A 23,712-nucleotide genomic window follows, 5' to 3' on the forward strand; every position below is an offset into this window, starting at 1 on the left:
AATTTGATGTCTTCGATGCGCACCTTTCTTTCCGTAGCGTGCGGCGCCAGCCGCCGCTGCGGCATTCCTGTTCCTGCCGTCTTATTGTCGCGATGGCGCTGGGCCCTGATGGGGCTTTTTGCGTTGTTGGCGATGCATCAACCTGCTCTCGCCCGTGATCCCTGCGACGCCATTTCTTTGTTGGAGCAACAATGGCGCGTGCGTCTGGCGGAGTCGCAACGGGATTTGGCGTCTTTCGCCGCGTTGCGACGGGGCGAGGTGGAGCCTGGATTTCAACTATCGCATTTAACGCCGGTGGCGCTGGATGATGATTCCTCCGTAGCGGATTACCTGCAAGTGCTGCGCTCTGACGGCTATCTGCCTATCTCACCGTCGGGACTGGATCAGTGCGCGCGCCTGCTCAAACCGATGCAGGCGCTGCAGGGGGAGCTGACCGCTCAATTAACCCAACTGCGGGACGCGCGGCTGACGTTGCTTACTCAATCCGCGGATATCCGATGGGCGTTGCAGCGTCTGCTGTTGAAGCTGGAGCGCCTGCAACCACTGACGGCGGAACTGGCGCAACGTCAGGCGGCGTCGCAAAACGTTGGGCCTGACGCAGCGGTAGCGAGCCCAACCCCGTCTTCACCGGAGGCAGGTAAACCCGCAACCGACCCTGAAGCCCAGGCCGAAGCGGTGCGACGCGCCGCCGCCGTAGAGCGTCTGGCGGCGATGAGTCAACGCACGCAGACATTGCTGGCGGAATTGGCTGCGCATTTATATGTAGACGTAGCGTCCGGGAGCCTGGACGACTTGTGGCCGCAGATCCTGGCGCTGAGCGGCAATCCCGTGCGGGAACTGGCGACGCGGCTGCCGGATTTGCAAGCGCGGCCCCAGGCGCTGGCTGAAGCTATTGAGTCTCTGCGGGTACAGGCGACTTATCTGCGCAATCACCGCATTGCGGACGATGGCGTGAGAGCTGCGTTGCGCACCTGGCGTGAGCCGCAGCGGGAGTGGACCGGGTTGCGGCAGGAGTTGATCATGCTGCCGGAAATGACCCTGAATGCATTGGTCGGCCCGGTCGTGGAAGAATACAGACTGGCTCAAGAGCGCCACGAGCAAATAACGTTGTTGTCGCTGTGGTCGTTGCAGGTGATTTTGCTGGCTCTGGCCGCCTGGCTGATGGCGCGGGCCGCAGCCTGGTCGACCCAGGCGCTGTCGCAGTTGCAGCGACGACTGTTGCGACTGCTGGGACAGACCGCCGCCATGCGGCTGGTCAACGGTCTGTTCTGGGTGCTGAAACCCAATGCGCCCTGGCTGATGATCTGGTGGCTGTCCGTCACCCTCAGCAATTTGTCTCCTTCCCATTGGTATCTGTTTCATCTGCTGCGCCCCTTGGGCGTGGCTTACGCGCTGTTCCGCGGTATCCGGGTCATGAGCGAGTGGCTGTTTTCCCGCATGTATGGGCAAAGCGGCGTGTTCGTTACTCAGCAAACCGGCGAACTGTTGCGGGCTGAGGCGGGACGTTTGGCGGTCAGCGCCGTAGTGTGTTGGGCGTTGCGGGAAATGGCGTTAGCCACGGGAGGCGGATACGTCTATTTCATCGTACAGAGCGCCGTGATTCTGTATCTGTGGGGGCTGGCGGTGCTGTCGTTGCGTCGTCATGGCGATGTCTGCCGCAAGTTCATTTGCCGGTTGAGTAAGGTGAACTCGCGGGAGTCCTGTTCGCTTCTGCTGGACCGTTCCTGGATCATCCCCTGGTGGCCGCTGCTGTTCATTGTCGCGCAGGGTTGGGATCTGTTGCTGCGTTTGCATCAACTGCTGGGACAGTTCGACGCCTACCGCTCTCTCAGCGTGCGTATTCTGCGCCTGCATCTGGAAACCGCCACCAGCGCGGAGACAGAGGGCGACGACGCGGAGGCGGATGAGTATCAGGCCCGCTCTTATCGTTATTGGATGCTGGACCGTCCTCGCGAGGAGCAGGCGGTTGTTGCTCAGGACGCACTGCTGGCGACCTTGACCAAACCGGCCGCCGACTGGGCGGAAAAGCCGGGCGAGGACAATATGTTGTTGCTGGTGGGTGAGCACGGCAGCGGCAAGACGTCTCTGGTCAGCCAGTTTGAGAAACATTGGGACAAGACGCCAGTGCGTTTTCTCAGCGCGCCGCCGAAGCTGACTTCCGTGGAAGCGGTGACGGCCTTTCTCGCTGACTCTGCGGCCGCGGGCGCCGAGCGAAAGGAAGAGGAGGCGCCGGCTGCGCAGAAAAAAGTCGTGATTGTCGATCAGGCGGAAAACTTTTTACTGGCGCAAGTAGGGACGTTGGAGGGCGTCAAAGTCTTCCTGCAGCATCTCAACGACGCTTCTCCAGACACCTTCTGGATTGTCGTCATGCATGCGCCGACCTGGCGTTATCTCAGTCGGGTTTTCCAGCGTCATCATCAGTTCTCCACAATCATCGCCATGCCCAAGTGGAGTCCTACAGACATTCGCAAACTGCTGTTGTCCCGTCATCATGCCTCACACCGACGCTTGCGTTACGATGAATTGTTGCTGTCGGCGCTGGCGGGCACGGAGTCTGCGTCCTTCAAAGCCGCTGACACGCGCGTCTTCAACCTGATGTGGGAACTGAGCGCGGGCAATCCACTGACGGCGTTGCATTTGTGGCTGGAATCCGCCCGTTTCGATCACCGCACGGTGGAGATCGGCATTCCCCAGCGTGTGGCGACCTCCGTGCTGAACGCTCTGCAGGACGATGAGTGCTTTATGCTGGCGGCGGTGATTCAGCATGAGAATCTCACCCCGCAGGAGATCGCCGCGGCCACGACTCTGCCGTTGGCGATGGTGCGGCAGACGCTGAAATCCGGCTGCGCGGCGGGTATTTTGTGGGGAGATGAAAAGGACAGATATCGCGTGCATGCGCTTTGGTATCCGGCTTTAACCACTTACCTGGGCAGGAAGAATATTCTGCATGGATAACCAATCAGTCGAAAACTTGTTGCAATTGGGCGGGCTGTTCGAGCCCGGCAAAATCGCGCTGCTGGCCCTGGGTATTTTTATCCTTTGGGGGGTTAACCGGGCGGCCCGGCATCTGTCCGACAGCCTGATGGACAAGCTGCCCAGCCAGCGTTTCCTGACCTTGCAGGTGATCACCTTATTCAGCTTCATCTGGTACATCGGCGGAACCTACTGGCTGCTGGTCACGGTGATCGAACCGCCAAAAGAATTCCTGCTGGCTATAGGCGGCAGCGCCGTGGTGGCCATTGGCTTCGCGCTGAAGGACATCGCCGCGTCCATGATCGCCGGCATTATGTTGCTGTTTGACCGGCCTTTTCAGGTAGGGGACCGGGTGGCGTTCGGCGACGACTACGGTGAGATAGTCAGCATTGGCCTGCGCTCAGTGCGTCTGCGCACGCTGGATGACAACATGGTGACGATTCCCAACTCCCGCTTTATCACGGAGACTGTCTCCAGCGGCAACACTGGCGCATTGGACATGATGGTGGTGACGGAGTTTTATCTGTCCCTTGATGCAGATCTGGAACTGGCGCAAAACCTGGTTTACGAAGTGCTGGCCACCAGCCGCTTCATTTTTCTGAAGAAGCCGATCAGTTGCGTCATGACGGAAGTAGCGCTGGCGGATCGTCTGGCGGTGCGCCTGACGGCCAAGGCTTATGTGTTGGACGTTCGCTTTGAGAAGGCGTTCCAAAGTGATGTGGTGATGCGGGTGGAGCGTCAGTTTCGCGCGCACCATATCGCCCGTCCGCAGCGGGATGGCATGCGTGAAAGCGAAGCCGGGCGTAACGCCGTCGCATCCGCAATACAGAGCACGTCTTATCAACCGCCTGAGGCGCCCGTCGCAGACTGAGCGCAATGGCCGCAACGAGGCGACCAGCGTTAAGCTTTGTCACTGGCGGTGATAAAGAGGTTGGTGCGGAGCATAGCCCGGCGTGTTTCCAACCGCCGGTCAGGCTTGGCTGCGTGTCGGGCGCAAAGGTCCTCCTGGACGGCTGCCCCGCCTGTGCCTGGCGGTGTGTGCGGGAAACGCCGCAATGCAGTTGCGGCGCGCCACATCAGTTACGGAAAACTGGGATCAGCGTTTGAACCAGCCTGAGATCTGGTCCAGCCAACCTTTTTCGTTGGCGGCTTTCTCCGGCGAATCCTCTCGGTCCAAATGCATGGCGGTCGCTTCCGACAGACCCGGGGGAAGGTCATATTTCTCCTTGTAGGCGTCGATGCACATCAGCATCTTGCCATAAGCCTCCGAATCCTCGGTTATGCCCCGTAATTCGCAGATGCGTTTCACGGATAGCTCAAACGCTTTCTCAAAGCCATGCTTGTCCACCGATACCGATTTAAACAACGGCTTCCGCCCTGGAAGCTTCACCCGTAGTTTAAATTCCGTGGCGGGCTTGCGGCCCTCCCGATGCCGGGTTTGCAATTGCAACCCGAGGATGGTGCCATCCTCGTGGATCAATGTATCGCCTTTCAACATCATGAGCTGACGAACGGCGGACTGCCATTGTTCCAACCGCTGATCGATTTCCTTCGCCTCTTTCATCGCCCTTTTCATGGCTGATTTCGAGGCCCCTTCAACCCGCACGTAGCGTTGTTGCTCGCGCCCGTTGATGGCGCGGGTAATTCGCAGGTAGGTACGAGTGCTGTCGCTGCTGTCTTTGAAAACGGTAATGCCCATATCAATTCACTTTGCTTGAGGAATGAGGAGCTTTATCAAGCTGATTTCGTATAACGAATTCAGAATTGGATAGTTTTCGAAGAATTGAATATCAATACGCTAAAGCGGTGGTATTGGATCAACCTTGGCAACTATCTATCAGATAACGCTTCCCAGTCCATACAATCTCCCTAAAGATGTTGATACCAAACCGAGGGGCGCCACAAATGATACCGCTCCGATAAGTCCTTGTTCGGATCTTCATTCATAACGCACGATTACTGCTGGTGATCGGCGGCGCGGAATGCGCCTGACCCACTATAAGAGACGACTACAATAACGTCACACCTATCAATATAACCACACTCCGTGATTTTTCAAATAGGCTTCATGAGTACATATGTAAATAATGTCTATTCGTTCGAAATCAAGCTAATTTTAGAAAGTTAAGGAAACTTTAATGCAAATAATTGGTCCTATATTCGCATGTAATTACAGGCCTGTAGGGGTGCTTCATGGCAGCGACGTTTTTGCCGGCTTTCGTGGCGATCATCGCCATTTTCAGTATTTTTCTCTCGCCGCGCGCCAAAAGTGACGGCGCTTTCTTCAAAGGCCTCTCACCGGATGGCCGCCAACCCAGCTTAATAACGCTGATATTTTCACAGGTCACCACCTGGATTTTCGCCAGATCCCTGATGAATGCGGCGATCCTGGGATATTACTATGGCCTGTGGGGCGCGTTGGCCTACGCGGCCTATTACCTTTCTTTTCTGACTGGCGCGGCCATTATCGACAGTCTGCGATTTCGTCACGGTTGCGAGAGCGTTCAGGAATTTTTACGGTTGCGCTTCGGTGGCGCAGGCGCCTCTTGTTATAACCTGGTGATTGCAATTCGTTTAGTTAGCGAAGTATTCGCCAATTTATTGGTGATCGGCATTCTCTTCGGCTCCGATGGCAGTCATGCCTATGTGATCGCTATTCTCGGATTTTCCGCCATCACGCTTCTGTATTCCGCGTTGGGCGGCCTGCATGCCTCTTTGCGCACGGATGTCTTTCAGATGGGCGTTTTTCTGGTTGTGCTCGCCGCGCTGGTGGCGGTGGCGCTCACTGCGGACGACTTCAGTTTCGCGACGCTGTTGTTCAAACCCTTCGTCATTGACGATCCCGGTCCTGTCCTGCTGGCGGTGGCGCTGTTGCAGGTATGGAGTTATCCCATGCATGACCCGGTCATGATGGACCGCGGCTTCCTGGCGGACAGGCAAACTACGCGGAAGAGCTTTGTTCACGCCGCCTGGATCAGCAGTCTGTGCATTACGCTGTTTGGATGTCTGGGCGTGTTCGCCGGCGCGCAGGCGCTGCAGGGCGAAGACATGAATGCGGCGTTGACCCGGTTGCTGGGAGAAACGCCGATGCTGATATTCAGCGCCGCGCTGGTGGTGTCCGCGATGTCTACACTGGATTCCACACTGGCCAGCTCAGCGAAGCTGGCGGCGGTGGACATGGGGCTGTTGCGCCCAACGCTGGCTAACGGCCGTGTCGCGATGGCGTTGTTTATGGCGGCCGGTTTGCTGTGCGTCTTTTTTGGCAGCAAGGACCTGTTCGCCGCCGTGGCGGTGAGCGGAACCGCATCCATGTATCTGACGCCTGTGGTGTTTTTCTCTTTGTGGCGGGATTGGCGTGATGTGCCGCTATGGAGCTATTTAACCAGCTTCTGCGTGGCGGTGGGGGGCGCGGCGCTGTATTTCACGGAGTCGTCCAGTTACAGCAACCTGATTGAGCCGCTTTTCGGCGTTAGCCATAAATACAGCAAACTGTTGCTGATTTCTCTGGTCGTGATGGCGGTGGGGTGCGCGGCTTTTTGGGTGGGGGCGCGTTTTCCGTTTCGTTCGTCCCGGACGCCGCAACCGGCGCTGGAGTGAAGGCGGCTCACATGACTTTGATGCAAAAGACCCTTGATCTCGGAACCTTCGATGACACTGTCTTGGTGTTTGGCGGTCCCTACGGCAATCTTCAGGCGACCTTGGCGTTGCGAAAGCAGGCGGAGGCATTGGGCGTCACCCCGGATCGCGTCATTTGCACCGGGGATGTCGCCGCCTACTGCGCGGAACCGCAGGAGGTGGTAGAGGCCTTACGCGATTGGGGCGTACAGGTGTTGATGGGAAACTGCGAGGAGTCGCTGGCTGCAGACGCCGCCGACTGCGGGTGCGGATTCACTGCTGGCAGCCAGTGCGCGGTGTTCTCGGAAGACTGGTACAGCTACTGTCGTCAGGCTTTGACCGCGGAGGCCAGGGCCTGGATGGGGGCGTTGCCCCGTCGTATCCAGTTTCGGCTGGGTCCCTGGCGCGCCGCGGTGATACATGGCGGCGCTGAGAGGCTGAATCGATTTATCTTCGCGTCCACGCCGCTGGAGATCAAACAAGAAGAAATAGCGCACTGCGATGCGGATCTGATGATCGCCGGCCATTGCGGCATTCCGTTCACTCAGGCGGTGAATGGCGCGGTCTGGCATAACCCGGGCGTCATCGGCATGCCCGCCAATGATGGCTCCCCGGATGTGTGGTGGGCGTTGCTGCGGGTGGATAGCGAAGGACGGTTGCGTATTCGCCACCAGCGGCTGAGTTACGATTATCGTGTCGCACAGGAGAGGATGCGCCGCAGTGGTCTCGATAATGGCTACGCCAGCGCGCTGTCCAGTGGATTATGGCCCAGTATGGACGTGTTGCCCGCCGCGGAGCGCGCGCAGCAAGGCGAGTCTCTCTCTTTTCCCGAGGAGCTGGTGTTTCAGGCGAGAGACGCCTGCGACAGCGCCGACTGCACTAACCAGATTGTGTAGGCGGCGTAACAGGCGATCAGTAACCCGCCTTTGGTGCGGTTGATCAGGCCCTGGTTGGCGCGGCTATAACAGAATGCGAACAGGGTGATAGTGAGGAAACCCATGACCGGGAAATCCCGATAGAGAATATCCGATTCCGTGGTCAATGGGTGGATGGCGCCGGCGATGCCGATCACCGTCAGGGTGTTGAACAGGTTGGAGCCGATGACGTTGCCCAGGGCGATATCGTGTTCTCCCTTGCGGGTGGCGGCGATGGCGGAGGCCAGCTCCGGCAGCGAGGTGCCGATGGCGACGATGGTCAGGCCGATAATCAGATCGCTGACGCCAAAAAACGAGGCTGTCTCTACTGCGCCCCACACTAGCAAGCGGGAGCTGGCGGTGAGCAGCAGCAAGCCGATGACGAGCCAGAACAGCGCCATCTTCAGACTCATATGATCCTGCTCGTATTCCGATTCCAGCTCGCCTACCAAGGCGTCGCCATCTCCCTTTAGCCCGGTCATGATCGACCAGCCCATCACCACCACGAAAATGCCGAGCAGGATGAAGGCGTCGGTTCTGCTCAGGTGTTTATCCAGCAACAGTAAGATGGCGACGGCGCTGACGCCGATCAGGATGGGAAGTTCCCGCCGCACGATGCCGGACTTAACGGCGATAGGGCTTAACAGGGCGGTGACGCCGAGGATCAGAGCGATATTGGTGATGTTGGAGCCGACGGCGTTACCCAGCGCCAGACCGGGACTGCCCTCCAGCGCCGCCAGGGCGGACACCACCATTTCCGGCGCAGAGGTGCCGAAGCCGACGACGACCATGCCGATCAACAGGGCGGGCATACCGGCGTGTTTGGCGGTGGCGGCGGCGCCGTCCACAAAACGATCCGCGCTCCATAGCAGGACGATTAACCCGACGAAAATAGCGGCTGCGGCGATCAGCATAGGCTCCTCAATGCGGCGTTAACGTTGAGGGCCGTAATCTATCAGATACTTAGCGCCAGCCCAAGGGGAGGGATCAGGGGCGCCAGCTCGACTCCACTTGGGTATGTTGCCGCAGAAAATCGCGCATGCCGTCCGCCGGAAGCGGCTTGGCGACGTAGTAGCCCTGGATCAGATCGCAGCGATGCAGACTGAGGAAATCCAGTTGCGTGCGCTCTTCCACGCCTTCCGCCACCACCTCGATACTGAGCTCTTTGGCCAGCGCCAGAATCGCCTTGATGATCGCCCGCCCCTGGCTGTCGTGATTGATTTTGTCGACGAAGGACTTGTCGATTTTGAGCTGGTCGATCGGCAGGTCGCGCAGCGATGCGAGGGAAGAATAACCGGTGCCGAAGTCGTCCATGGAGATGCTCACCCCCAGGTTCTTCAGCGCGTTCAGTTTGTCCACGCCCACCTTGCCGGACTGCATCATGGCTGTCTCGGTGATTTCCATGTCCAGGCAGTCCGGGTTCAGGCCGCTCTGGGCCAGCGCTTCCCGCGTGACGGCGACGATATCGGTGGCGCTGCCGAACTGCAGCGCGGAAATATTGACCGACATGCGGATTTCATCCAGGCCTTCAGCTTGCCATTGCCGGCACTGGCGGCAGGCCTCTCTCAGCACCCAACTGCCGATTTCGATGATCTGACCGGTTTCCTCCGCAATGGGAATAAACTCCACCGGAGAGACGAAGCCGCGCTCGGGATGACGCCAGCGCAGCAGCGCTTCGCAGCCCATTACATTGCCCGCCAGCGCGGACACCTGCGGTTGGTAGTACAGCTCGAACTGTCCTTTCTGCAAAGCGCTGCGGATGTCGCTGATAATTTGATGCCGCTCCACCGCCATCTGATTCATTTTCTTGTCGAAATACTCAAAGCCATTACGGCCCTGACGCTTGGAGTGATACATGGCGATATCCGCGCATTTCAGCAGCTCATGGGCGTCCTTGCCGTCTTCTGGATAGACGGCGATGCCCACAGAAGCGCCCAGCAGAAAGCTGTGGGACTCGATGAGGAACGGCGCCTGCATGGCGTCCAGCAGTCGTTTCACTATGTGGGAAATGTCCATGGGCGAGTGCAGATGGTTGACCACGATAGCGAACTCGTCGCCGCCGATGCGCGACATTTTGGTCGCTTCCATGGCCTCATGCTGCGCGGACATATCCGCCACCAGATCCTCGGCGCGCAAAACGTTGTGCAGACGCTGGGAAATTTCCTTCAGCACCAGATCCCCAGCTTCATGGCCAAGAGAATCATTAACGTCCTTGAAGCCGTCGATGTCGATGTACAGCAGGCCGAGGCGGAAGTTATGCCGCGCCGCTTCGGTGATGGCGCGATGCAGAAATGCGCCGAACGTGTGCCGGTTGGCCAACCCGGTCAGACTGTCGTGATAAGCGATGAAAGTCAGTTTCGACGCTGTAGCGCGCAGGTTGCCGTCCATGTTTTTGAAGGCTCTGGCCAGCTCGCCGATTTCATCCCGTCGTCGCAGGGTGGATTGGAAATCCCGGGCGGCTTCCGGCGGCGTGTCAGCGTGGCTTTCTCCCAGCAGCTGGGCTAACTGAGTGACCCGCGAAATCGGCTTGATCAACTGACCGTGCACCACGCTGAATATCAGTGCGCTGGTGATCACGATCAGCACCAGGGTCAGCCAGGCGACTTGATTGGCCAGATAGAAGGCGTTTTCCTTGAGCTCGCTCATCGGCCAGACGCCGACGATACGCAAGTCGGGCAGCACTTCTTTTTGCAAGGTCAAATAGTAATTGCCCGGCTCGCCAATGACGACCGCTTCACCGTTTTCAGAAGGAGGGGGGAGATGCTTGAATATTTCGCGATAGCCAGAGTGATGCTCGCCATCTTCCGGCAAATAGGGGGTTCCTGAGGCGTCGACCAGCATCACGTGGCCGTGCTTGCCGATATGGGTGGATTGAATGTTTCTGGCGATATCGTCCAGGCGGCTGGCGATCACCAGACTGCCGGCGCGGTCGCTTTCGTCGATGGTTCTCCAGTCCGTGAAAGTGGATAGCGAAATGGACGCGCCCACCAACAGCAGCGGCGCTCCTGATACGGCGCGGATGACGCAGGTCTTCTCTTTTTCAGGCTGTCCCTTGTCCGCGTTGATCCAGGCCTGCGTTATGGCGTCGGCGTTGTCTTTGTACGCCGCCTGGGGAAGGCTGGTCTGTGGCTTGCCGTCCGTGTCCAGTATCCGCATGTCGATGTATTCAGGGAATATCTCCTGGTAAGAGCGGAACAGCTCCAGCACCGGGCGGTAAAACAGGAAGAAGCGCTGCTCCTCGTCATCGGTCATGAAGTACTGACGGATCAGGTTTGATTTGGAGATCAGACGCAGATTGCCCTGTGCGACATCGACCCGGCGTTGCAGGTTCGTCTGGGCCACTATCAATTGATCCACCAGTTGATCATTCACCTGCTCCAGAAAGTTTTCCGACTGGCGGTGATACAGCAGCAGCCCGGCGACGATCAATGGCAACATGATCAATGGCAGCAGCATCAATGTAATTCGGGTTTTGAGTCTGAACATGCGTTACTGAGACGTGATGGTGACAAAGTCTGCGATCACCCTCCGCATCGTCGAGGCGGGAAGGCGCTCTAATTGCTCAAAGCGCGCCAGACTCTTGGCGGAGGGGTAAATCACGGGGTTATTCAGAAAGCTTTTGGGCAGTCGCTGCTCCGCCCCAATATTGGCGGTGGCGAAAAAGATGCTTTTGGTGTTGCGGGCGTTGATCTCCGGGTCGTGAATAAAGTTGATGAACTGCAACGCGAGGTCCTTGCTGTCCGACTTGGTCAGAACAGCGATGGAGTCCAGCCACAGTCCGCTGCCCTCCATGGGGTAAACAAAGTCGATATTGGCGTTGCGCTGCATCAGGTTCAACGCGTCGCCGTTGTACGCCATCGCCATCCATACTTCGCCGCTGAACAAGTCTGCGCCTTCGCCCGCCAGCGGGTTGCGGTAGGCGCGAACGTAAGGACGCTGCTTACGCAGCAGGTCCGCAGCGGCGTTCAGTTCAGTTTCATCGACGGAGTTGACGGAATACCCCAATGACTTCAACGCCATACTGAAGGCCGTCGTGGCGGTGTTGATGACCAGGATTTTGCCCTTCAGCGCCGCCACCGGGCGAAACAGGTCCATCCATGAGGTCGGCGGTCGCGGCGCCAGATCCTTGCGATAAATAATGCCGATGCTGCCCCAGGCGTAGGGAACGGTCTGCAGCTCCTGCGGGAGATCCTGCTTTTTCAGGGGATAGCGCACGTATCTCAGATTGGGCAGGTCGGATTTGCGGAAAGTTTCCAGCCAGCCTTTGGCGTGGTAGGGCTCGCGCATCAGCTCATCAAAGACCAGCAGATCAAATCCGGCTCCCCCGGTGTTGGCCATGATCAGGTCGCGTTCGTCATCGTCCTCATAATAGACCTGACGCACTTTGACGTTGTATTTGGCCTCAAAGGCCTCAATCACCTCGGGAGCCATGTAATCTTCCCAGGTGAGAATCACCAAAGTATTCTCCGCAACTGCCGTCGCACTGGCCGCAATGCCTGATAACACAAGGCATAAAGTGAGCGCGAGGCCGCCTCTTAACAAGGGCGTGAAAAGACGCATGCTGATTCCTGAAAGTCCCCGTCAGCTCCGCCGTAAACCCGGGAAAGGCGGGCGCTGGTGTTTTTCTTGGTTATAGTGAGTATAGATGAGTCCGTGAAGATGGCGTTGGCGGGCGCTCTTTTTTCATGCAAGGGCGAAGGCGTTCTGGCTGACATGCCTCACCAAATCAGTAAGATAGGCGCTTTGTTATGGCGGTTTGAGGCGTTAAGGGAGGGGCATGATCGCGAAGCAATATATTGTGCTGGAGGCGCAGCACTGGGTGGTCAATCACCGGATGGGAGCCACTTATCCGGGATATCTGATGGCGGCGTCCAGGTATGACGTCACTGATCTGTCAGAGCTCGAAACGGACGCCCTGTCCGAGTTAGGGATAGTGTTGGCGCGAATGGAGCGGACTCTGAAACAGATCTATCAGCCCTATAAGGTGCTTATCAGTAAACTGGGCTTTAGCCCAGGCTTTAATTGCCACTTCCATATCGTACCGGTTCACGCCTGGGTTTTGCGGGAAATAGAGCGCCATCCCGACTACGCTAACGAACCTGACGGTAATGACGTCATGCTTTACGTCAACCGGGTTTATGGAGAAAACCAATGTCCTGAAGCGGCGGCGCGGGTAGCGCTGGCGGAAGCGGAGCGATTCCGCGGCGTTGTTTGCCGCGAAGGTGATGATTCATGACAGATGCAGAATGCAGTGCGAGCAGGTGATATGGCGGTTTGGGCGATTATTGAATATCAGGCGGAACTCCTTTTCGTGCAGCGCAGCGCGCGGACGACCAGGGCGGGACAGTGGTGTTTTCCCGGCGGAGGCGTTAAGCGTGGGGAAACGCCGGAAGCAGCCTGCGTGCGTGAAGTGCAAGAGGAAACCGGCCTGCAGGTGAAGGCTCAGCGTCTGGTCGCGGAAGTCGGCGGGGAGTGCTACTTCGTTTGTGCTCTGGAGGCGCTTCCGCCGGTCGTTCAACTGAAACAGAACGAATGCGTAGACTATGCCTGGGCGGCGCCGCAGCGGTTGTCCGGGCTGGGAACTATCATGAACTTCAGAATTGTGGGACCTCTGTTAAGTAGTCTGGGTTACGACGTGAATCTTGGCGCGGCGGATGAAGAATCTTAAGTCGCCCAGAGAGTCGATGCGATAACGGTAGGTTCGTCTGATGCGGACGAAAAACGGGAGGAACCGTGCAGGGTGTGATTTTTATTGGGTTGCAGGCGAGTGGAAAGTCCTCGTTTTATCTGCAGCAGTTTTACCGGACTCATCTGCGTCTGAATATGGATATGCTGAAAACCCGGCGACGGGAGGACATCCTGCTCAGCGCATGCATTGAAGCCAAGCAGTCGGTGGTCATCGACAATACCAACCCGACCCGGGAAGGGCGCGGCAAATATATCGACCTGTTTCGGCGTGGACGTTTCAGTGTGGCGGGTTATTACTTCAGCTCCTCATTGGCGGACTGTATGGCCCGCAATAGTGGCAGAGAAGGCAAGGAGCGAATTCCCGACGCCGGACTGCGCAGCGTATACGCAAAGATGGAACTGCCGGAATATGCGGAAGGGTTTGACGCCCTGTATTACGTCCGGCTCAACGATGGCGAATTTATAGTGGAAGAGTGGCGCAGTGAAATTTAACGATCTCGATAAAAAGATGCGGGTGTATGAGACCGCTCATGATTTTTGCGTATTGCCGGGCATGTACATAGTGGCGCGAATTGACGGCAGGGGCTTCACCAAATTGACCAAGGAAACGCATGACTTTGAAGCGCCCTTTGATGTGCGCTTTCGGGACATGATGGTGGCGACGGTGGATCATCTGATGAACAGCGGATTCAACATTGTTTATGGCTACACGCAAAGCGATGAAATTTCGCTGTTGTTTCACCCTGACGACAACAGCTTCAACCGCAAGGAGCGCAAACTCAACTCCCTGCTGGCTGGAGAAGCCAGCGCTAAATTCAGTCTGATGCTGGGAGACATCGGCGCCTTTGACAGCCGTATCTGCCAACTACCGAATCCGCGTCTGGTGGTGGACTACTTTCGCTGGCGCAACGAAGACGCCCACCGCAATGCATTGAACGCCCACTGTTACTGGGCCATGCGCAAAGAGGGCGTAGACCCGGAAACCGCAGCAGCGAGATTAAGCAAAGTTTCCATCGCCAATAAAAACGAACTCCTGTTTCAAAAAGGCGTTAACTTCAATGAACTGCCCAACTGGCAAAAGCGAGGCGTGGGAATGTACTGGGAACAGTACGAGAAGGCAGCCCTCAACCCAAAGACCGGCGAGACCGTAACGGCTATGCGTAAGCGACTCAAAGTCGACTACGAACTGCCTATGAAAGATAAGTACAGCGCGTTTATCGAAACAGTGATCCTGCAATAATAGAGAAACTGGACGCGGGCTTATTCATCGAGATTCGGACAAGCCTGGGACGATGGGATATTGGGTGGTGACGCTCTGGGAAGTCCTTCGACAAGCTCAGGACGAACGGGGTATGGCAGAGCAAGAGGGGTAGATATGATGAATGGATACCATTCGGAATGTTCTGAGGCGCTTCCCGAACACCGCCCATTCTATTAGTAATACTTGCTGGCGCCCTAATGATCCACCGTTCGCCCTGAGCTTGTCGAAGGGCCCCACTGAGCTATGTTATCCAGTATCCCCGTTCGTCCTGAGCTTGTCGAAGGACTTCCCAGCGCGATGAATATCAAAAAGGAGTTTGAGATTGAGTTTTTTCACTTACATCCTGAAGTGTGCGGATAACAGTTACTACACCGGACACACGGAGAATCTTGAAGCGCGTATTTACCAACATAATGAGGGCGTGTTTCCTGATTGTTATACGTTTAACCGTAGACCTTTGACGCTGGTTTATTCCCAAACGTTCGCCACGCGTGAAGAAGCCTTGGCCTCGGAGAGACAGATCAAGGGATGGAGTCGGGCGAAGAAGGAAGCGTTGATTAATGGTGATTGGGAGGCGGTGGTGCGTTTGTCCAAGTCCAGGGGTAAATAGTATTGGTGGACGCTCTGGGAAGTCCTTCGACAGGCTCAAGACGAACGGGGTGTGGCTGGGAGTGTAGGATTATTCTTTTGGGCCTTGGAATTGTTTTTGTGGTGCTCTGGGGGGCCTTCGACAAGCTCAGGACGAACGGTGCATCATGAGGATTCAACAGTGTATTGCTATGACGAAAGGGATTGGGATCTTCAAAAGGAGTGCGTCGGGATATTTGGAGGTTACTCCGCTCCTCCAGACTTTACCCAATATAACTCCGTCCACACCAACATCCCCCGCTCGCCCTGAGCCTGACGAAGGACCTCACTAAGCCATGCTATCCAGTACCCACCGTTCGTCCTGAGCCTGTCGAAGGACCTCACTGAGCCATGCTATCCAGTATCCGCCGTTCATCCTGAGCCTGTCGAAGGACCTCACTGAGCCATGCTATCCAGTATCTACCGTTCGTCCTGAGCCTGTCGAAGGGTCCCACTGAGCCATGTTATCCAGTATCCACCGTTCGTCCTGAGCCTGTCGAAGGACTTCCCAGAGCGTCCCATAAAAGAACACCGCCAGCCCTGTATCAAACAGGCTGGCGGTGTTGTTACGAGAGGGACGAGCTATTCAGCGCCTATTTCACCATTCATCATCGTCAATAATCACCGGTACTTCCGTATAGGCGCCGCCTTTTTGGGTGACGCGTACGAGGTAGTAGCCGTTGACGGTGTAGTTGTGGGAGACGGTTTGTTGTGAGCCCAGGTTGTTGAGCGCGGTGCGGGTTCCGTCGCCCCAGTCTACGGTGTAGTCGCGGGGATGTCTGGAGACGATGTCGCCCACGCAGCTGCGGATGGAGACCGGCATATTCACCTTGGTCGGAACGGCGGTGTCGTAGGCGGGGCGCAGTTCCGGGGACAGGGCGGTGCTATAGGGTTTCAGGAAGTCGAAGAAAACCAGTCCGGTGCGCCAGATCTGCCAGTATTGCGGGCGCAGGATATAGGCTCCGAATACCTTGGCTTCTGCGGTCAGACCGAAGCGAAAATCCACGGCGCCCAGTGCGGCGTTGACTGTCTCGCGAACGCCGTTGTTGTCGCCATCGCCACAGAGGTTGCCGTAGTAGCCGAACAGCTCAATGGGGAAGGAGGGTTTGGCGCCGACTTGCGCGTACAGGAACCATTCGCCGTAGACGATGCCTTTCGCCGCCACTTGCAGATAGGGCTCCAGGTTGATCTTGGCGCTGATTTCCGCACCCAGGCTGTTGCGCAGATCGCCGCTCAGATTCTGGTGATGCGCGCTGTTCTTGGTGCATGAATGGGTGGTGCAGGTGTAGTCAAAATCTCCCTTGTAGCGAAGGGGTTTCACGGCGGCGATCTTACCGGTGGCTTGCACCTGAATATTGCCGGTGCCTACTTCGATAGGCAGCTTCAGTTTCACCAGAACCGGAACCGGGCCGACAAAGAACACGGTTTCCATCAGCTTGGGTTCGGCGATCTCCCAGTTGAGGTTGCCGAAGTCGTGTTTGGCCACGCCGGTCAGGCTGAATTCTCCTGAGACGTCGTAGTTGGACTTGGCCACCACATGACGCACTTTGAACTTGTAGGGGATGCAGAACTTGCGCTTGTACTTGTAATGCAGCTCCAGGCGCACGTCGGCGTCCACATTCATATTGCCGGCGAAATCAATGTAGGCGTTGTCCTGCCCAAAACGTTTGTTGTGGCTGAATGTCTTGTCGATGCTCTTATCGAAGGACTTACTTTTATCCTTCCAGCCGCCGCATCCGAACAGACGTGCGGAGCGCGCGCCTAAAGGACTCTCGTCTGTGTCCGGCTGCAGGCCGAATTCATCCATATAGAGCTGCGCTTCCGCCTGGGAGGTCAGGTTGGCTCCTCGGCGGTCGATGATCCAGGCGTCGAAGGTGTCAGCGAAGGGGCGCTCTTCGCCCGTGCGGTTAGCGGTGAGCCAGTTGCCGTTATCCTCGCGGATTTCCTGCTCCAGCTCTTCCTTTTCCGCCTGTGGCAATCCGCCGTATAAATAGGCGTTTTCAACGCCTTCGCTGCTGTGGATATAGTAAAGTTCGACGTTGCGGGACAGGCCCTGATCGTCGGTAGTGGTGATCTGTTTAAGTTCGAATCCGTCGCCGGATATCAAAACGGTTTCGTTGACGCTCGTCTCCGCGCTCGCCGCGCCGGAGATCAGGAAAGACAATACAAAACCGGCGACCGCAAGCTTTTTGCAAAAGCCGGCCAGGGAACGGTGTGCGGACATAATGAATTCCTTTGGAAAGTTCGGGCGCGACAAGGCGCGCCCGTACGGGGTAATGACTAATAGTCAGGATGACTGGCGCTAGCGCCGTTGCTCACCAGGGACCGTCCGGATCACATTCGCCGTTGCAGGTGTCCTTGTCGGCGATGGTTTTCGCCGTACCGCCGCTTTGCACCGCCAGCGATTTCAACTGGCTGATTTCATCCGTGGGCATGGTGCGCGCCAATGAGCTGCGCTCCATATCCGACACCGCCAGCATTTCTTCCAGATTGCCCAGTTCAACCAGATCTCTGTCGGCTCTGGCTGCACGCAGGCCCACGTTGCCGCTGACAAGAATATCCACGTCGAACTGGATGACAGGGTTAGCCAGGATCTTCGGCTTCACCTTGTTGTCCACATAGTTGGCGCCGCCGCATGTGCCGGACGCGTTCTCGCCCGCATCAGTGACGATGGTCATCATCAGTTTGTCGCCGTCAGCGTAGAGGCTGCGCAGAGAGTCGGCGCTTTCACACAGCGCATCCCCCAGGGCGGTGTTGCCGGAGCAGGAGACGCCGCTCAGGTCGGAGCGAAGCTTATTGAGGAATGTGTTCCACTGGGTGCTGCCAACCGGAAGCACAGACGCTACATGCTGATAACCGCCGCTGATGGAACGCAGTGAACCGCGGCCGTCGAACACGCGGATGTCCAGATAATCGCCGTTGAATCTGCTGACGAAGGAAGCGGCCTTGGAGACCATCAACGTCTTGCCGAATTCACAACGACTGGCTCCGTCCCAACGTGGAGAAGCCATCGAACCGGTTTTATCGAATAAGAGCACGCCGCGGGTATCCGCCGCTGCGGTTCCCGCCATGGAGCCTAGTAGCGCGGCGCCGCAAAGAACGCCCAAAGTTAACTTTTTCATGAAGTTTCCTTTTCCTATATGCCGTAAAAATTGTTGTTGTATCTGCGCCCTTGAGACGCCAGCACAAACTAATGATTCGTCGTTGTGAAAACCTGAAAAAGTTTTGTAAAAGCAAGGAAAAAAACTGAAATTTTTGTTGAATTTGCTGTTAACGCGGGGGAGCGAAGCGTTGGCGATAGCCAAAAGAAGTAAGCGGTAGCGCAAAAAATACTGATAGAATGGCGCGTTCCAACCACGGCGTTGGAAAGAGGCCCGTGACATCAAACCATGACTGGCGGCAAGTCATGACGGCGGCTGTCCGCCCATAATCAACTAGTGGTCTCAGCATAGAAAAGGAATAACAAGGAAATGGATAATGGACGGCAAAGGGACGGACTTGGAAGTCGCTTCTCCTATTCTAAATACGCGCGGTAAAGACGCCTTTGACGACGCGGTGGAAGAATACAACATCGCCGGCGTCTGGTTATTCAACCCTCGCAATCAAACTATCGCCCGGGCCAATGGCCTGGTTCACCAGGTGCGCGCCAAAACCTGCGACGTGCTCGTCTTATTGATTCGCCATCACGACCGGGTGGTGACGACGGAAGAGTTTTTCGACCAGGTCTGGGAAGGGCGTTTCGTAGGTGAGAACGTCCTTAAGCGCAGTATTTTCGAACTGCGCCATATTTTCGAGGATAAATCCCGCGACTACATCGCCACTGCGCCCAAACGCGGTTACCGGCTGAAAGCGGCGGTGGCGCGGGTGCGTCCAGATCAACCGGAGCCGGAACTGCAAATCCAGCCACAGCTATCAACTCACCCACAACCACCAGCTCACCCACAACCACCAGCTCACCCACAACCACCAGCTCACCCACAACCACCAGCTCACCCACAACCACCAATTCAGCCACAACTACCTTCTGAACCGGAGACGACGGCTCCGCGCGCACCCATCAGCGCAGAGGCGGAACAAGCGCCGTCCGACGCTACGGTTTCGCCTGCGCCAGTCGAGATAGAGCCTCCCAGTCCACGTCGTTCCCGTTTTGATTTCAAGCGTCTGGCCGTTGGCGGTTTCTTTTTATTTTTGCTGATCTGGGGAATGGCGCAAAAGCAGGCGTTGCGACAGGCGCAGGATGAGAATCTACAGCTCCAGAACGGCTCAGCGCAAATGAACCGTTTCATGCTGGATATGCTGGCGCGATACAAGACCACGGGCAGTCGCCATGAAAGCGCGCTGAAAGCGATGCTCGACGAAGAGCGCCCTCGCATTGACCAACGTAAACTGTCTCCGGCGGAACGTCTGCGTCAGTTACGTTTTCTCGCCGCCTGTTATCTGGCCGGGGGGCATTACGCCGACGCGCGTATGGTGCTGGACCAAAGCGTCAGGATGGGGGAGGAGATTCACGGCAAGGACGCCGAAGAAGTGATTCGTATAAAGTTCGCGCTGGTGGAAACTCTGGTGGCGATGAACGAAAGACCGGCGGCGTACGACACGGCGCGTTATACCCTGGACCTTATCCGCACGGCGCATGAGTCGAATAATGAGCTGCTGGGGCGAGGGCATTATTGGATGGCCATGGCGCAACTGGAGTGCATCTATCCCTACTGCGACCGCCCGAAAGCGCTGGCGTCGGGGAAACAGAATGCGGAGAGCGCCATTGCTCTATTTTCCGAGAGCCTGGGCGCAGACGCCACGGAGACCGGCGACGCGCTTTGGCTGTTGAACTGGTTCGTCAGGGACAGTGCGCGCAAGGTGGAAATCAGTCGCCGCGCCCTGGATATCTATTTGAATAATCTGGGGGAACTGGACGAGAAAACCGCTGCGGCTTATGCGGAACTCAGTCGCACCCTCGCCACCTGGGGCGGCGATCTGGAGTCCGGGGAGCGCTACATGCTGAAAGCCCTCGCGATCCGGCAGAAGTTATATCCCGAAAATCATTACCAAGTGGGTAAAACCTATCGCTATCTGGGCGAACAATACATGTTCATGAACCAGCCGGAGCTTGCCGCCGCATACTTCGCCAAAGCCTCCACGGTGATCGGCGCAGTGAAAGGCGCCGGCGACCCGGAAAACCTGGAAGCGCTGATGTGGCTGGCGAAAGCCTATCTGTACAGGGAAAAGCTACCTCTGGCGGAGCGCGCTATTGCGCAGGCGATGGATATTATCGCCACCCATCAGATCACACCGCCCTATTATCTGCTGCAGGAAATGAAAGCGGTGGAGATGCGGGTAAAATCGGAAACGCTGGCGCAGGAAAGCAGCCTGGATGAACTGATGGAGGACATTAAACTCAATCGTATGCTGGGACTGAAGGCGAAAAATACCTTCGCCACGGCGGTGGTGGAGCATGAGTACCAGACCCTGTTGTTACGCAAGGAGCCCGGTTGGCTGGACGAAACGCGCTATATGGACACCTTCAATCTGTTTTTGGACGACTACCTGCGTTTGAACCGTTATTTCGTGAGGCCGGATCTGCAATTTGTCGCCGACCGCAGCATGCGCTTGTGCCGACGCAAAAGCGAGGCGCTCTGCGGCAGCGTGAGAGACGCGCTGCAACGCCGCAACCTGGAGGCGCCGGAGCGAATCGTCGCCCATTCTGACTCGGCGGAGCTGGTGAGAACCAGCGTAGTCGAATCTTTTTGAATTCATAAAACTGTCGCACAAGCGTCACTTAACTGACCTTAAGTTGAAACGCGCTCCCTCTCTAATAGCCGGGATTTTTCATTTCAAAACATCAAATTCCGAAAAAACAGGCTGATTCCCTTCCAGCGACTAAACTGTCCCGGAGGTGAAGCGGAAGTCGCCTGAACAATCCGGCAACGAGGGGGAGGGAAACATGCAACCCAGTCATCACAGGTTTGCTGCGGCATGCCTGGCGTTTTTATTGGCGCTGCTCGCTGGAGCGGCGTCGGCGGAAATCAAACCTTATTTGCAAAGTCCGACAGACACATCAATCTGGATCTCATGGAAGACCGCAACCGGCTCCGAGTCGAAGGTCGAATATGGCGTCGCGGCGGATCGTCTGGATCAAAGCGTCAGCGGCGGCGTGCAGTCGTTAAGCTCGGACTACCAGTATCACGGCGTGCAATTACAGGGGCTGCAGGCGGATACGCTGTATTACTATCGGGTGAAAACCGGCGCTGACGTCTCCTCTGTCTATCGCTTTAAAACCCAGCCGGCGCGGGGCGATGGCTCTGGCCACTACCGCATTCTGGTTATGGGCGACCACCAGATTCGCAATGAGAACCGCTATGAGCAGCTGGTGAAAGCGGCGAAAGCTAAACTGGAAAACAAGTACGCTGAGCCGATTGAAGAGGCCGTTAATCTGATTCTCAATGACGGCGACCAAGTGGACGTCGGCACGCTGGATCACTACGCCAACCTGCACTTTGCGCAATCGGCGGCGATTTCTCCGAATGTGCCCATCATGACCACCGTGGGCAACCATGAATACTACTATGACGGCGATCTCAACAACTATCGCGCCCACTTCTTTTACGACGGTCTGAGTTATCAGGGCATCTCCGGCGCGCCCAACGAAAGCTACTATGCCTATCAGGTGGGGCGGCTGGTGGTCATCCACATGAACAGCATGAAGGCGGACGCCGTGCAGCAGAACTGGTTAACCCAGGTGGTCGCCGCTGCGGATGCGGACGCCAGCGTGGACTGGATTATCAGCATTATTCACCACCCCTACCAGGCTGAGCAGTACATTGGCGACATCTCCCATCCGCTGCGCGACGCCTGGATGGCGATTCTGTCCAGCTCGCAAAAACATGTGCTTAATATTGGCGGACACCATCACCTGTACGCCCGTGGTCAAACCCGGGAGTGGCCGTCCTATCACATGATTTCCGGCGGCACCGCCTGGGATCAATACTGGGGACAGTCCACGGAGAAAGACTTCGACGACGTGCAGAAGACCATCGCCAACTGGGCATGGCAAGTCATCGACCTTGATCTGCCTGCTCGGGAAATGACGGTGGAAACCTATGCGGAAGCGCATCCGCTGCTATACAAAACCAAAGGTTTTCACTACAACAGCCGGCTTATCGATTCCTTCCATCGCAAACTGGATTTGCAGAAGCCCTATCAGCCGAGCATCACCACGGAAGTGAAAGGGCCTGTCAGCCTGCCTTTCGTATTTAACAGCTCGCCTTTCAGCAGCGGCGAGCCGGAAGAGATGAACAGCACCCAGTTTCAGATCGCCGCTGACGCAGAGTTCAGCGATCTGAAAATCGACAAAATCCGCGACTTTGAAAATATCTTTGGGGACACCGGCGCGCCGGAATATGAGCCGGTGGATATCCACGCCGGTGTGGATATCCTGGCCTGGGAAATTCCCGCCAATGGCTTGCCCAATGGCGACTACTACATCCGCGTGCGTCATCGCGATAGAAATATCCTCTGGTCCGATTGGTCTGAAGCCAAAGCCTTCACCGTCGGCGGCAGCACGGATGGAGAGCCGGGACTCAGCGTCAGCAAAGACAAATACCGCAGCGGCGAAGACGTGGTGGCCCATCATCAGAACGGCTATGGCAACGCCAAAGACTGGGTGGGCGTGTATAAAAAAGGCCAGATTCCCGGCGCTGTGCGCGCCACCAAATGGTCCTACGTGGACGGCCCGACGGGGAGTCTGACCTTCAGCAGCCTTGCCGATGGCGAGTACTTTGTGGGCTTCTTCGAAAACGACGGTTATTCGGAAATGGCGGAGCGCGCCTACTTCTACATTGGTCCGGTAGCGGAGCTGTCCATGGCGGACACGGAATACGATGAAGGAGAGGTCGCGACAGCCAGTTGGAGCGGCTCCAGCGGCGGCGCCAAGGATTGGATCGGCGTGTATCGCGTGGGCGAAGTTCCCGGTCAACAGTCTTCCAGCGTCTGGAAATATGCGCCGGAAACCTCAGGAACCGTGGACTTTTCCGGCCTGGCCAAAGGCTATTACTTCGCCGCTTTCTTTATCAACGACGGTTATACCGAAGCCTCCAACCGGGTTTATTTCTCGGTCGGCGATCGTATTGCGGAACTGAGCCTATTGAAAACCCACTTTGAGTCTGGTGAGGACATCGTCGCCAATTTCAGCGGCGGCCCTGGCGTCGCTAAGGATTACCTCGGCATTTTCGAGAAGGGCGCCGTGCCGGGTCAGACTGGCAGTGAGTTGGTGGCGTATCTGTATTTCGACGGCGCCGCCAGCGGCAGCGTCACCTTTACCGATGATTTACCTGACGGCGAGTATTTTATGGCCATGTACACCAACGACTCCTACACCGAAGTCTCCAATCGGGTGACTTTCAGTGTCGGCGAAGCGGCGGTGGCGGGAGATCTGAACGGCGATGGCGTAGCGGACAGCGCCGACCGGGATCTGCTGCGGAGCATGTTCGGAAAATGCGATGGCGACGCTGGGTATCAGACGGACGCGGACTACGACGGAGACGGCTGCATTGGTCGTCAGGATTACCGGTTGTGGTACGCGATGTTCAAGAGCGGGGGCTGAGGCCCCGGCTCCTCCGGTTTCGATAGCTTTTACTA

17 protein-coding genes are annotated in these 23,712 nt (G+C 56.9%); 11 read left to right on the forward strand and 6 right to left on the reverse strand.

The features are described from left to right. Positions 1–6 precede the first annotated feature (6 nt). Positions 7–2,955, forward strand: coding sequence for a hypothetical protein (locus ONV78_RS03520; protein WP_279501156.1), 2,949 nt, complete (start codon positions 7–9; stop codon positions 2,953–2,955). Next, positions 2,948–3,844: a mechanosensitive ion channel domain-containing protein gene (locus ONV78_RS03525; protein WP_279501158.1), complete on the forward strand. Its 897-nt coding sequence runs from the start codon at positions 2,948–2,950 to the stop codon at positions 3,842–3,844. Before ONV78_RS03520 ends, ONV78_RS03525 begins: the two co-directional genes overlap by 8 nt. Positions 3,845–4,069: 225 nt before the next feature. On the opposite strand, the gene ONV78_RS03530 is transcribed toward ONV78_RS03525, so the two are convergent. After that, on the reverse strand, positions 4,070–4,672 hold the full coding sequence (locus ONV78_RS03530; RefSeq protein ID WP_011400375.1) for a hypothetical protein: 603 nt from the start codon (positions 4,670–4,672) through the stop codon (positions 4,070–4,072). A gap of 494 nt (positions 4,673–5,166) precedes the next feature. Here ONV78_RS03530 and ONV78_RS03535 point away from each other — a divergent pair, with 494 nt between their 5' ends. Together ONV78_RS03535 and ONV78_RS03540 are read left to right on the forward strand one after the other, a co-directional pair. Next, complete coding sequence (locus ONV78_RS03535; protein WP_279501161.1) at positions 5,167–6,570, forward strand: sodium:proline symporter; 1,404 nt, start codon at positions 5,167–5,169, stop codon at positions 6,568–6,570. An 11-nt stretch (positions 6,571–6,581) separates the two neighbouring features. Next, positions 6,582–7,484, forward strand: coding sequence for a metallophosphoesterase family protein (locus ONV78_RS03540; RefSeq protein ID WP_279501163.1), 903 nt, complete (start codon positions 6,582–6,584; stop codon positions 7,482–7,484). Here ONV78_RS03540 and ONV78_RS03545 read toward each other — a convergent pair. The 3 genes from ONV78_RS03545 to ONV78_RS03555 form a co-directional block, all read right to left on the reverse strand. Next, positions 7,433–8,416 carry a calcium/sodium antiporter gene (locus ONV78_RS03545; protein WP_279501164.1) on the reverse strand — a complete coding sequence of 328 codons (984 nt, stop codon included), beginning with the start codon at positions 8,414–8,416 and terminating at the stop codon, positions 7,433–7,435. The two genes, ONV78_RS03540 and ONV78_RS03545, sit on opposite strands and share 52 nt — an antisense overlap. Positions 8,417–8,489: 73 nt before the next feature. Next, the gene (locus ONV78_RS03550; RefSeq protein ID WP_279501165.1) at positions 8,490–10,988 is read right to left on the reverse strand and encodes an EAL domain-containing protein; all 2,499 of its coding nucleotides are present in this window, start codon (positions 10,986–10,988) and stop codon (positions 8,490–8,492) included. Positions 10,989–10,991: 3 nt separating this feature from the next. After that, positions 10,992–12,062 carry a spermidine/putrescine ABC transporter substrate-binding protein gene (locus ONV78_RS03555; RefSeq protein WP_279501166.1) on the reverse strand — a complete coding sequence of 357 codons (1,071 nt, stop codon included), beginning with the start codon at positions 12,060–12,062 and terminating at the stop codon, positions 10,992–10,994. A gap of 217 nt (positions 12,063–12,279) precedes the next feature. On the opposite strand from ONV78_RS03555, the gene ONV78_RS03560 reads away from it, so the two are divergent. The 5 genes from ONV78_RS03560 (at position 12,280) to ONV78_RS03580 (ending at position 15,061) form a co-directional block, all read left to right on the forward strand. Continuing rightward, a complete protein-coding gene (locus tag ONV78_RS03560) occupies positions 12,280–12,738 on the forward strand; it encodes an HIT domain-containing protein (RefSeq protein WP_279501168.1) in 459 nt (152 codons plus the stop codon). A gap of 3 nt (positions 12,739–12,741) precedes the next feature. Then, on the forward strand, positions 12,742–13,170 hold the full coding sequence (locus ONV78_RS03565; RefSeq protein WP_279501170.1) for an NUDIX hydrolase: 429 nt from the start codon (positions 12,742–12,744) through the stop codon (positions 13,168–13,170). A gap of 65 nt (positions 13,171–13,235) precedes the next feature. Continuing rightward, a complete protein-coding gene (locus ONV78_RS03570; protein WP_279501172.1) occupies positions 13,236–13,682 on the forward strand; it encodes an AAA family ATPase in 447 nt (148 codons plus the stop codon). Further along, positions 13,672–14,430: a tRNA(His) guanylyltransferase Thg1 family protein gene (locus ONV78_RS03575; RefSeq protein ID WP_279501173.1), complete on the forward strand. Its 759-nt coding sequence runs from the start codon at positions 13,672–13,674 to the stop codon at positions 14,428–14,430. The genes ONV78_RS03570 and ONV78_RS03575 overlap by 11 nt, the downstream gene beginning before the upstream one ends. A gap of 343 nt (positions 14,431–14,773) precedes the next feature. After that, positions 14,774–15,061, forward strand: a complete 288-nt coding sequence (locus ONV78_RS03580; RefSeq protein WP_279501176.1) for a GIY-YIG nuclease family protein — start codon at positions 14,774–14,776, stop codon at positions 15,059–15,061. A gap of 615 nt (positions 15,062–15,676) precedes the next feature. Here the strand turns inward: ONV78_RS03580 and ONV78_RS03585 are convergent. Further along, complete coding sequence (locus tag ONV78_RS03585) at positions 15,677–17,302, reverse strand: PKD domain-containing protein (RefSeq protein ID WP_279501178.1); 1,626 nt, start codon at positions 17,300–17,302, stop codon at positions 15,677–15,679. Between the two features lie 91 nt (positions 17,303–17,393). Continuing rightward, positions 17,394–18,200: a hypothetical protein gene (locus ONV78_RS03590; RefSeq protein ID WP_279501179.1), complete on the reverse strand. Its 807-nt coding sequence runs from the start codon at positions 18,198–18,200 to the stop codon at positions 17,394–17,396. Positions 18,201–18,555: 355 nt separating this feature from the next. Here ONV78_RS03590 and ONV78_RS03595 point away from each other — a divergent pair, with 355 nt between their 5' ends. Continuing rightward, the gene (locus tag ONV78_RS03595; protein ID WP_279501181.1) at positions 18,556–20,826 is read left to right on the forward strand and encodes a winged helix-turn-helix domain-containing protein; all 2,271 of its coding nucleotides are present in this window, start codon (positions 18,556–18,558) and stop codon (positions 20,824–20,826) included. A gap of 193 nt (positions 20,827–21,019) precedes the next feature. Next, the gene (locus ONV78_RS03600; protein ID WP_279501183.1) at positions 21,020–23,677 is read left to right on the forward strand and encodes a fibronectin type III domain-containing protein; all 2,658 of its coding nucleotides are present in this window, start codon (positions 21,020–21,022) and stop codon (positions 23,675–23,677) included. Positions 23,678–23,712 lie beyond the last annotated feature (35 nt).

Origin of the sequence: Hahella sp. CR1 (assembly GCF_029813005.1) — a bacterium.
Taxonomy (GTDB): Bacteria; Pseudomonadota; Gammaproteobacteria; order Pseudomonadales; family Oleiphilaceae; genus Hahella.